Below are 11,681 nucleotides of genomic sequence, written 5' to 3' on the forward strand. Positions count from 1 at the left end.
GTATGGCGAGGCGGCCCTGCACGCCACGGCGGCGGGCACGCAGTTCATCGGCGGCACCTCGCTCTGGTTTGCCGAGCACGCCGCGGCCGATGGCACCGTGCAGGACACCGTGTGCGTGACCGGGACCAAGGGCAAGAGCACCACCACCTCGCTGCTGGCGCACCTGCTGCGCGCGTCCGGCGCGCGCACCGCGCTGGTGGGCAATATCGGCCTGCCGTTGCTGGAAGTGCTGGACCCGCAGCCGGCGCCGCAGTACTGGGCGGTGGAGTTGTCCAGCTACCAGACCGGCGAGGTCGCGCGCAGTGGCGCGCACCCGCAGGTGGCGATCGTGCTGAACCTGTTTCCCGAACACCTGGACTGGCACGGCAGTGAAGCGCGCTACATCGCCGACAAGCTGCGCCTGGTGACCGAGGCGCAGCCGCGCATCGCCGTGCTCAATGCCGCCGATCCGCACCTGGCCGCGTTGTCGCTGCCATACAGCCAGGTGGTGTGGTTCAACCAGCCGCAGGGTTGGCACATGCGGGGTGAGGTGGTGTATCGCGGCGAACACGCGGTATTCGATACCGCCAACACGCCCCTGCCCGGGCGGCACAACCGCGGCAACCTGTGCGCGGTGCTGGCCGCGCTGGAGGCGCTGGGGCTGGACGCGGCGGCGCTGGCACCGGCCGTGCAGGACTTCCGCCCGCTGCCCAATCGCCTGCAGACCGTGGGTACGCGTGATGGCCTGACGTTCGTCAACGATTCCATCAGCACCACCCCGCACGCCAGCCTGGCCGCGCTGGACTGTTTCGCCGGGCAGCGCATCGCGCTGCTGGTGGGCGGGCATGACCGCGGACTGGACTGGCACGACTTCGTGCAGCACATGGCCCACGACGTGCCGCCGGTGGAGATCATCACGATGGGGGCCAACGGCCCGCGCATCCATGCACTGCTGCAACCGCTGGCCGATGCCGGCCGCTTCGGGCTGCATGCGGCGGCTGACCTGGCCGAGGCGATGCAACTGGCCCGCACCGCACTGGGCGGGCAGGGCGGGGTGGTGTTGATGTCGCCGGGCGCGCCCAGTTACGGGGTGTACCGCGACTACGTGGCACGCGGCCGCCACTTCGCCGCACTGGCCGGGTTCGACCCGGAGGCGATCACCGCCATCGCCGGCATCGGCATCGCGTAGAGCCGACCGTTGGTCGGCTGCCGTCGCGCTTGCCCATCCCGCCGGGCCTCAATGCATCACCCGTCCTGATCCCCCATGAACAGGTACTCGCCCTCGATCAACTGCTGCAGGTACGCATCGAAATTCGGCGCGATCACCACATAGCTGTCCGGGTCATGCAGGTAGCGCACCACCTGGCCGACAACGCCGCCGGGCGCGGGATCGAAATCCAGGTACAGCATCGAGGTGCCGCCATTGTTGACGCAGTGCGCGAAGCACAGGCGCTGGCCCATCGGCAGGTCGGCATCAATGCCCGCGCCCAGGATGTCGGCGTCTTCCTCCAGCCATTCCTCGTAGATCGAGCGGATGCTCTCGCCCCAGCTGTCCCACTGGGCGGTGTCTTCGAATATCTGTTCGATCGACCGCAGGTAATACGGGTAGCTGCCCAGGTCCGAGCCGAGCATCGGCACGCAGACCTCACCGCCGGGGTAGGCGCGGTAATGGGTGCCATCAATTCGGCCCAGCAGGTCCACCAGGCTGTCGGGCACCTGCGGCCAACGGGCACGCAGGCGCTGCCGGTCTGTGGCGCTGGCCCCTTCGGTCCAGGCCCACATGGGGACTTCGTCGTCGGGCAGGCGGGGCACCAGGCCGGTGAGGAAGCGATCGACAAGCGTCATGGCGCAGCAGCCGTGCAGAAGCGGCCGACAAGGGTGCCAGATTTTCGTAGAGCGGGGCTCTGGCCCGCTGCTTCGGATTGCGCTTGGTACGGAACGGCCGCGGGGCAGAGCCCCGCTCTACGGGGTGTGCGCAGCGGGGCAGAGCCCCGCTCTACACGGGGTGTTCGCCTGGTCGTCCTACACTCGGGGTTCTTATCCGGAGGAGCAGGCGCATGGTCAGGCAATGGCGGTGGGGAGCGGCGGTGCTGTTGGGGATGGTGGCGCTGCCGTCGATGGCGGCAATGAAGACCCAGCCGGTGGAATGGCAGTTGGACGGCACCACCTTCAGTGGCGTGCTGGTCTATGACGACGGCGACAGCGACAAACGCCCCGGGCTGGTGATGGTGCCCAACTGGAAGGGCGTCAATGACTCGGCCATCGCCAAGGCCAAGCAGTTGGCCGGCGACGACTACGTGGTGCTGGTGGCCGATGTGTACGGCAAGGGCGTGCGCCCGAAGACCGACGCCGAGGCAGGGCCGGTGGCGACCAAGCTGCGCAACGAGCGCCCGGTGCTGCGGGCGCGCGCGTTGAAGGCCATCGACGTGCTCAAGGCCCAGGCCGGCAAGGCGCCGCTGGATGCGTCGCGGATCGGCGCGGTCGGCTTCTGTTTCGGTGGCACCACCGTGCTGGAAATGGCCCGGGCCGGCGCACCGCTGGCCGGGGTGGTCAGCCTGCACGGCGGGCTGGGCTCACCGTTGCCGGCCAAGGCCGGTGGCACCCATCCCTCGGTGCTGGTGCTCAATGGCGCCGACGACAAGGGCGTGAGCAAGGACGACATCGCCAGCTTCGAGCAGGAAATGAATGCCGCCAAGGTCGACTGGGAATTCACCAACTACAGCGGCGCGGTGCATTGCTTCGCCGAAGCCGACGCCAACAGCCCGCCGGGGTGCCTGTACAACGAACGCGCCGCCAAGCGCGCCTGGAAGGCGCTGGACGAATTCTTCGAGGAGCGGTTCGAGACACGACGCCGGTAGAGCCGGCCGTGGGTCGGCTGCACCGCGCAGGGCGCGGTGCAGCCAGCGGTTATCGAGGTGCTGGGGCGAAGGGTAGCCGACCAACGGTCGGCTCTACCTCGGAGGATTACGACCGTGGGGGCGGCACGCCCCCCGTCAATGCGAGCGCTGCACCGCGTAACGGGCCAGCCCGCGCAGGGCGGCCACGGCATCGTTGTCGGCCAGGCCGTCGAGCGCGCGCTCGGCGGCATCGGCGTATTCCACGGCGCGGGCGCGGCTGTATTCCAGGCCGCCGGTGGCGTGGATGGCGGCCAGCACTTCGGGCATGGCCTCGGCATCGCCGTTCTGCACGATCGCACGCAGGCGCTCGCGGGTGGTCGCATCGGTGTGCGCCATGGCGTGGATCAGCGGCAGCGTGGCCTTGCCTTCGGCCAGGTCGTCGCCGAGGTTCTTGCCCAGTTCGTCGGCGTTGGCCGAGTAATCCAACACGTCATCGGCAATCTGGAAGGCATAGCCCAGCGCCATGCCGTAGTCGTACAGCGCCTGCTGGGTGGCGTCATCGACGCCGCTGGCCAGCGCGCCCAGGCGGGTGCCGGCCGCGAACAGCACGGCGGTCTTGCGCTCGATCACCCGCAGGTAGGCCGCTTCGTCGGTGTCGGGGTTATGCACGTGCAGCAGCTGCAGCACCTCGCCTTCGGCGATGCGGTTGGTGGTGTCGGCCAGGATCCGCATGACCGGCATGCGGTCCAGTTCGACCATCAGCTGGAAGCTGCGCGAGTACAGGAAGTCGCCCACCAGCACGCTCGGCGCGTTGCCCCACAGGGCATTGGCGGTACTGCGGCCGCGGCGCAGGTTGGATTCGTCCACCACGTCGTCGTGCAGCAGGGTCGAGGTGTGGATGAACTCGATGATCGCCGCCAGCTGGTGGTGCTCGGGGCCGGCCTGGCCCACCGCGTGGCCGGCCAGCATGACCAGCATCGGCCGCAGGCGCTTGCCGCCGGCGGAGATGATGTGGTCGGCGATCTGGTTGATCAGCACGACATCCGAGGACAGTCGGCGGCGAATCAGCGCATCGACGGCGGCCATGTCGGTCGCGGCGAGCGTCTGGATCTGGGGCAGGCCCAGCGCGGGGCGGGTGTCTTCGGTGATGGTCATGCGGTCTGACTTTCAGGCTTGACCTTAATTATAGGCGGTGCCGTCGTGTTTCGCCCGCGAAGGCCGGCCACGACCCGCTGGCCGGTGGGCGGGTGGCCAGCCGGCACGCCGGAAGGACACCGGGTGGGCCCGCCCATGGTCCGGTCGGCCGGTGGCTCCGCAGGCCGGCCCAGCGCGCGCCAACGGGGCGTGTGACGTGAATACGTATGCATGCAGCGCCATCGCCGAAGGTGCAGGGCTAAGCTTGTCGGGTTCGTTTTGGCACCCCGTTCGGCGGGTGCATGGAAGCCCGGAGGGGGGCCCTCGATGTCGCAGACTCCATGGTGGCGCGGTGCCGTCATCTACCAGATCTACCCGCGCAGTTTCCTCGACGCCAATGGCGACGGGGTAGGTGACCTGCCCGGCATCATCGACCGGCTGGACTACGTGGCCGCGCTGGGCGTGGACGCCATCTGGGTGTCGCCGTTCTTCACCTCGCCGATGGCCGATTTCGGCTACGACATCGCCGACCATCGCGACGTGGACCCGCTGTTCGGCACGCTGGCCGATTTCGACCGGCTGCTGGCCAAGGCGCACGCGCTGGGCTTGAAGGTGATGATCGACCAGGTGTTCAGCCACACCTCGATCGACCATGCCTGGTTCCGCGAGAGCCGCCAGGACCGCACCAATCCGAAGGCGGACTGGTACGTGTGGGCCGACCCGCGCGAGGATGGCACGCCGCCCAACAACTGGATGTCGATCTTCGGCGGGGTGGCCTGGCAATGGGAACCGCGCCGGGAGCAGTACTTCCTGCACAACTTCCTGGCCGACCAGCCGGACCTGGATTTCCACAACCCGGCGGTGCAGCAGGCCACGCTGGACTACGTGCGCTTCTGGCTGGACCGGGGCGTGGACGGGTTCCGCCTGGACTCGATCAACTTCTGCTTCCACGACGCGCAGCTGCGCGACAACCCGGCCAAGCCGCTGGAAAAGCGCGTGGGCCGGGGGTTCAGCGCGGACAATCCGTACGCCTACCAGTACCACTACTACAACAACACCCAGCCGGAGAACATCGGCTTCATCGAGCGCCTGCGCGGGCTGCTGGACGCGTACCCGGGGACGGTGAGCCTGGGCGAGATCTCCGCCGAGGACTCGCTGGCCACCACCGCCGAGTACACCGCGCCGGGCCGGCTGCACATGGGCTACAGCTTCGAGCTGCTGGTGAAGGATTTCAGCGCCGGCTACATCCGCGACACCGTGTCGCGGCTGGAAGCGACGATGACCGAAGGCTGGCCGTGCTGGGCGATCTCCAACCACGACGTGGAGCGCGCGGTGACCCGCTGGGGCGGCCATCCGGCGCAGCCGCGGCTGGCGCGGATGCTGGTGGCGCTGCTGTGTTCGCTGCGTGGCTCGATCTGCCTGTACCAGGGCGAGGAACTGGGCCTGGGCGAGGCGGACGTGCCGTTCGAGGCGCTGCAGGACCCCTACGGCATCACCTTCTGGCCGAACTTCAAGGGCCGCGACGGCTGCCGCACGCCGATGCCGTGGATCGATGCGCCGCTGGCAGGGTTCACCAGCGGTGAGCCGTGGCTGCCGATCCCGGCCGAGCACCGCGCCGCGGCGGTGGCGGTGCAGGAGCATGACCCGCACTCGGTGTTGAACGCGTTCCGCCAGTTCCTGGCGTGGCGAAAGACGATGCCGACGCTGCTGGTGGGCGACATCGAATTCCTGCACACGGCCGAGCCGGTGCTGATGTTCGCGCGCCGGCATGCGGGGGAGACGCTGCTGCTGGCGTTCAACCTGGCGGCCGACACCGCGCGCGTGGTGCTGCCCGCCGGCCGCTGGCAGCCGATGCACGTGCCGGGCCCGGACGTGGGCCATGCCGACGGCGGGACGTTGGTGCTGCCGGCGCAGTCGATGTACTGCGCGCGCCTGGGCTGATTCGATTTCCGGTGGTAATTGAGAGGGCGGGGCTTGATGGCCTCGCCCTTTTTTTTGTGTCCTCTCCCAGGTCCAGGGGCACTGTGGATGCGGTGGTGTCGCCTTTCGGGCGCGTCGCGATCCGAAGGGCCCCGTAGCCGCCGGTAGGCCCCTGGCGCAAATGTCCCCCGGCCGCTTTGGCGGCCTCCTCCTTTATTTTGCCCAGGGGCCTACCGACGGCTACGGGGCTCGGCTCGCGGTGCGCAGCAGGAAGCGAGGCCTTTCTGGCGCTGGTCTGTGGGTCGGGCGCTGGGTCTCGATGCCCTTGGAGGCGAAATAAAGGGGGAGGGGGCGGCCGCAGGCCGACGCCGGAGGACATTCGCCGGAAAGGGTATCGGGACCCAGTGCCCGACCCACAGACCGCCGTTAACGTTCATGGCACAACAAAAAACCCCGCTGCCGAAGCAGCGGGGTTTCTGTTGGTGCGGCTACCGCAGGATCAGAACTTGTAGTTCACGCCCAGCATGTAGGTGCGGCCCCACTCGATGTATTCCAGCGGGCGGTCCTTGGTGCCGGCATAGGTGCGGTACGGCTCGTTGGTCAGGTTGCTTCCCTGCAGCAGCAACGTCAGCCCGTGCAGGCTGCTGTCGTCGGCGAAGGTGTAGCTGATCTGCGCGTCGGTCACGTTCTCGCCCACCACGTAGCGCAGCGTGCGGTTGCCGTTGAAGTTGCCGATCTCGCCAATGAAGTCCGACCGCCGGCGCTGGCTCACACGGGCCTCGAACCCACTGCGCTCGTAGTACGCCGTGAAGTTGTACACCCGCTTGGACAGCCCCGGCAGACTGATCGGATCGCTGCCCACGCTGGACGCGCTTTCCGGGTCCAGGATCTGGATGTTGCTGTCATTGAACGTCGCGCTGGCCTGCACGCCGAAGCCGCGCAGCGTGTCGGTGAACATGTCCAGCGGGAACGACGCCGTCAGCTCCAGCCCCTTCAGCTTGCCGCCCTTGCCGTTTTCCGGCGAGGAGAACGTGCCGGTGGTCAGCAGCGGGGCGGTCATGCCCGGCGGAATCACGTAGCTGGCCAGCAGGTCGCTGAAATCGTAGTCGTCGCGCGACTGCGTGTACACGTACGACTTCAGGTCCTTGTAGAAGATCGCCGCCGCAACGTAGGCCTTCTCGCCGAAGTACTTCTCATACGACAGGTCCAGTGCATTGGCGCGCCACGGATCCAGCAGCGGGTTGCCGCCGCTGCCGCCCGGCTTGCCGGTGGCCGTATCCACGCCGAACTCCAGGCCGGCGCGCATCTGGTCCACGCGCGGGCGTGCCACCTGCTTGGCTGCGGCGAAGCGCAGCGTCTGCTGGTGCGGGAACATGAACACCAGGTTCAAGCTCGGCAGCCAGTCGGTGTAGGTCTTGCCCGCATCGATCGGCAGCACTTCCTGGCCGGCCGGACGCGACCGGTCGAAGTAGTTGGACTGCGAACTCTGGTCGGTGCGCACCATCTGCACGCCGATGTTGCCGCGCACGCCCACTTCGCCGATGTCGGTGTTGATATTGGCGCGCACCCAGGCCGTGCTGGTCTTTTCCTGCACCGTCCATGCCTTCGGGATCAGGTAGTCCAGGTTGGTGACCGGGTTGAACACCATGTAGCGGTCCACCGCGCCCGGCACGTTCCAGGCCGGAATGTAGCCCAGCCCGGCGAAGCCCAGGTTGACCGGGCGGTACTGCAGGTCGCCGGCGATACTCGCATCGCCCTGGTCGCCGAGCAGGATGTTGCCCTCGGCCTGGGTCTTGTCCTTGCGGCGGTCGGCGTAGTTGACGCCCACGTCCACGTCGGCGAACCACTTCAGCGCCTCGGGCAGCGCGAAGGTCGCCTGCAGGCGTGCGGCCTTCAGGCGGTCGTCCACCTGCGGCACTTTGCCGTAGCCCGAGCCGTAGATGGTGTTGGTCAGGAACAGCGCATCGGGGTTGGAGTAGTTCAGGCCCGGGGTGATCTGCGAGAACCCGTTCGGGTTGACCACCACGCCCACCGTATCCAGCTGCGGCATCGGCGTGAGCTGCAGGTTGCTTTCCAGGTTCAGCTCGTTGCGGGTCGCCTTGGAGTAGTTGACGTCCGCCACCACCTTGACCGATTCAAAGTTGAACTCGTTGTTCCAGCCAAACGCGTCGATCTTGTCCTTGCGCTTGTTGTACATGCCGCGCACCAGCGGATACACGCCGCTGGCCACGCCGCCGGTGAAGGTGCCATCGGCGTTGACCTGCGGGTTGCTGATCAGCAGGCCCGGGGTGTAGTTGCCGTTGTAGTTGCTGAGATTGAGCTCGAACTGGTTGGCGGTGTCGATCTGCTCGGCTTCGGTGTGGAACGCATCCAGGGTGCTGGTCCACACGTTGGACGGACGGAACTGCACGGTGGCCATCACGCCGTCGCGCTTGGTGTTGCCGGTGCGGCGCAGCGCCTTGATGCCGTCGGAGAACACCGTGCCCGGCGCCAGCCCGGGGCGGTTGCCCTGGTCGGTCTGCTCGGTGGTCCACGGCTCGTACAGGCCCACCTGGTTTTCCTGGATCGGCATGTCGCTGTGCGCGTAGCCGATCGCAACACCCCAGGTGTTGTCCATGAACTGGTCGATGTAGCTGGCGCTGAAGCGGTTGCCGTAGGGATCCACGTTGGCCGCCTTGCCCAGCGAGCTCTTCTGGTAGCGGCCGCTGATGGCGATCACGCGCTCGGCGAAGCTCAGTGGGCGCGCGGTCTGCATGTCGATGGTGCCCGACAGGCCCTGGCCGACCAGCGCCGCATCGGGGGTCTTGTACACCACCACGCCATTGACCAGTTCCGAGGGGTACTGGTCGAACTCGACGCTGCGGTTGTCGCCGGTGCTGACCACTTCACGCCCGTTGAGCAGGGTGGTGGCGAAGTCGGGCGACAGGCCGCGCACGCTGATCACCTGGGCGCGGCCGGCCACGCGCTGGGCAGCCAGGCCGGGCAGGCGCGAGATGGATTCGCCGATGCTCACGTCGGGCAGCTTGCCGATGTCTTCGGCCGAAATCGCCTCGACCACCGAGGTGGCGTCCTGCTTGATCGCAATGGCGTTCTCGATGCCGCGGCGGATGCCGGTGACCTGCACGGTGTCCAGGTTGGTGGCCGCAGTCCCGGTCGGCGGGGTGGCGGTAGTGGGTTCGGCGGTCTGCGCCGACGCCATCAACGGCGTCAGGGCGACGGCCAGCGCGATACTCAGCGCGCTGCGCTTGCGGTTCAACATTTTCCCCTCCCAGGCAATGTTGCCAATCGATTTTTTGGTTGCCCGGAGACCCGGGAGCGTCACGGCACGGTGGCCGTTGACTGCGTGGCTATGGTAGGCAGCGGGTCGGCTGCGGGAACCACCCTGCATACGTATTCAATGGCATTTGCAGCGTTGGAATCGGTTACAGGTGCGTCATCGCATTCGCGCTGCCGCGCCACGGTTTGCCATGCAAACCGTGGATACCCGTCATGGGCTACGTCGAGACCTCTGGTCAGGTCTACAGCGGGGTGAAGCGGATCGCCTCGCCGCCGCCCGGCGCAAGCACCAGCGTCAGTGCATCGGCGCTGGTGACCTCGCGGGTTTCGCGCACGAAGGCGAACGGGTTGCTGCGGAAATCCGCATCGTCGCCGTCACGGTAGATCTCGGCGCGGTAGCGCACGCCCGGGTCCAGGAAGCCCAGCGATACCGGCAGCACGCGGCCGTGTTCGTCGGTGATGCTGCCCAGGAACCAGTCGCGGCTGTTGCGGTCCCTGCGCACGATCGTCACATAGTCGCCCACTTCGCCGTTGAGCACGCGGCTGTCCTCCCAATCCACCGCCACGTCCTCGATGAAGCGGAACGCCTCGCGGTGCTGCAGGTAGTGTTCGGGCAGGTCGGCGGCCATCTGGATCGGACTGTAGATCGCCACGTACAACGCCAGCTGCCGCGCCAGTGTGCTGGGGATGGCCTGGCCACCGCGCCCCTTCAGGCTGACGATGCCGGGGGTGTAGTCCATCGGCCCGGACAGCATGCGCGTGAACACCAGGTTGACCTCGTGCTCGGGTGGGTTCGGCGGCTGCCCCCAGGCGTTGTACTCCATGCCGCGCGCGCCTTCGCGCGAGATCCAGTTGGGGTAGGTGCGGCGCAGCCCGGTGTCCTTGATCGGCTCGTGCGGGTTCACCGCGATGTGGCGTTTGGCCGCTTCCTGCACCACCTTCAGGTGGTGGCGGGCCATGAACTGGCCGTCGTGCCACTCGCGCCACAGCGGGCCGCCGGCCGGGTTGCGCCGGTCCACCTGGCCGTCGTCGCAGACATAGCCGCTCTTGAACGCATCCACGCCCAGCCGCGCGTACAGGTCCAGCGCGGCGCCCAGCTGGTCTTCGTAATGCTCGATGGCGCAGCCGGTTTCATGGTGGCCGATCAGGTGCACGCCCTTCTTCGCGCCGTAAGCCGAGAGCGCCTCGATATCGAAGTCGGGCGTGGGCCGGGTGAAGTCGAAGTCGTAGCCGTTGCCCACCCAGTTGCCGTCCCAGCCGGGGTTCCAGCCTTCCACCAGCACGCCGCGGAAGCCGTGCGCGGCGGCGAAGTCGATCACCTTTTTCGTCTTGGCGGTGGTGGCCGCATGCCGGGGACCGGTGGCCCAGCTTTCGTGGTCCAGGTGCATCGACCACCACACCCCCAGGTACTTGGACGGCTTCACCCAGCTCACATCGCCCAGCGCGTTGGGTTCGTTGAGATTGAGGATCAGGTCCGATTCCACCAGCCCACCGGCGCGGTCGCTGATCTGCAGGGTGCGCCACGGGGTATCGAAGGGCAGGCTGCGGCGTACCTTCCAGCCCTCGGCCGACGGCGACAGCTGCGCGCGCAGGCGCTGGCCGTCGCTGCGGCGCAGCCACATGCCCGCATAGTCGACCAGGGCGGCCTCATGGATGGCGATGTGCAGGCCGTCTTTGCTGCGCAGGGTGATCGGGGTATGCACCAACGGCACCTGGTCCAGCGGCGTGCGCTGGTACAGGTATTCGTAGTGGATCGGCTCGCCGGCCGGAATCCACCAGGCGGTGGCGGCCGGGGCGATCGCAAATTCGGTCAGTTCGTCGTCGATGATCGCCTCGCGCAGGCCGGGCTGCGTGGGGAAGCGGTAGCGGAAGCCCACCCCGTCATCGAAGGCACGGAACACCACCTCGAAGCGGCGCTTGGCCCCGCTGCGCTCGCCCAGCTGCACCACCACTTCGTTGTAGTGGTTGCGTACCCGGCGGCGCTCGCCCCAGGGCTGTTCCCAGGTCTCATCGAACGTACGCGTGTGCTGGCCGAGCACCTCCAGGTCGCGGTCGAGCCGGCCGTCGCGCAGCTGGAACCCCAGCCGCGACGGTGCCACCACCGTCTCGCCGAAGCGTTCCACCTGGTAGCTGGGGGTGCCGCCATCAAGCTGCACCGACACCCGCAGCACGTTGCCCGGCGAGGCTACGCTGGCCACCGTGACAGGTTCGGCGGCCGCGCCGAAGGCCAGCAGCAACACAGCGGCAGCCAGCCAGGGCAAGCCGGTGGTGGTGCGTGATCCACGCAGTGAATGCGGGTGTTTCGTCGGCATTTTCCCCTCCCAAGGCGGCCGTTGTCTGGCTCGGACTATAGCCACGCCGTTCCGGTCGTCCCGCCGCTGCGCCATGAATACGTATGCAAGGCGGCGCGTACCGGAGCCTGCCGTCTACCATGGGGCCAGGCACCCTGGGAGGGGGCCGCGCGCGCAACGCCACACCGGTGGACTGACCGGGAGGTGCCGACCTTGGCCGGCACCGTGCGTTGCGTAACCACAA

At 67.8% G+C, this 11,681-nt stretch carries 7 protein-coding genes; 3 read left to right on the forward strand and 4 right to left on the reverse strand.

Annotation, left to right across the window (positions count from 1 at the left end; genetic code table 11):
- Nucleotides 1-1,168: UDP-N-acetylmuramoyl-L-alanine--D-glutamate ligase (murD, locus tag DBR34_RS05730; protein ID WP_128096053.1), on the forward strand; the 1,168-nt coding region annotated here is incomplete at its 5' end.
- A 56-nt stretch (nucleotides 1,169-1,224) separates the two neighbouring features.
- Here murD and DBR34_RS05735 read toward each other — a convergent pair.
- Nucleotides 1,225-1,824, reverse strand: coding sequence for an SMI1/KNR4 family protein (locus tag DBR34_RS05735; RefSeq protein WP_128096054.1), 600 nt, complete (start codon nucleotides 1,822-1,824; stop codon nucleotides 1,225-1,227).
- 212 nt (nucleotides 1,825-2,036) lie between these two features.
- On the opposite strand from DBR34_RS05735, the gene DBR34_RS05740 reads away from it, so the two are divergent.
- Complete coding sequence (locus DBR34_RS05740; protein WP_128096055.1) at nucleotides 2,037-2,837, forward strand: dienelactone hydrolase family protein; 801 nt, start codon at nucleotides 2,037-2,039, stop codon at nucleotides 2,835-2,837.
- 135 nt (nucleotides 2,838-2,972) lie between these two features.
- On the opposite strand, the gene DBR34_RS05745 is transcribed toward DBR34_RS05740, so the two are convergent.
- Nucleotides 2,973-3,971, reverse strand: coding sequence for a polyprenyl synthetase family protein (locus DBR34_RS05745; protein ID WP_128096056.1), 999 nt, complete (start codon nucleotides 3,969-3,971; stop codon nucleotides 2,973-2,975).
- A gap of 306 nt (nucleotides 3,972-4,277) precedes the next feature.
- Here DBR34_RS05745 and DBR34_RS05750 point away from each other — a divergent pair, with 306 nt between their 5' ends.
- Nucleotides 4,278-5,891: an alpha-glucosidase gene (locus DBR34_RS05750; protein ID WP_128096057.1), complete on the forward strand. Its 1,614-nt coding sequence runs from the start codon at nucleotides 4,278-4,280 to the stop codon at nucleotides 5,889-5,891.
- Nucleotides 5,892-6,369: 478 nt separating this feature from the next.
- Here the strand turns inward: DBR34_RS05750 and DBR34_RS05755 are convergent, their stop codons facing one another.
- Nucleotides 6,370-9,129, reverse strand: coding sequence for a TonB-dependent receptor (locus DBR34_RS05755; protein ID WP_181393906.1), 2,760 nt, complete (start codon nucleotides 9,127-9,129; stop codon nucleotides 6,370-6,372).
- Nucleotides 9,130-9,388: 259 nt separating this feature from the next.
- Nucleotides 9,389-11,458 (reverse strand): glycoside hydrolase family 97 protein, encoded by a 2,070-nt coding sequence (locus DBR34_RS05760; protein WP_128096059.1) that lies wholly within the window; start codon nucleotides 11,456-11,458, stop codon nucleotides 9,389-9,391.
- Nucleotides 11,459-11,681 lie beyond the last annotated feature (223 nt).

It is taken from the genome of Stenotrophomonas sp. HMWF003 (assembly GCF_003061285.1).
In the GTDB taxonomy this organism is placed as follows: domain Bacteria; phylum Pseudomonadota; class Gammaproteobacteria; order Xanthomonadales; family Xanthomonadaceae; genus Stenotrophomonas; species Stenotrophomonas maltophilia_AP.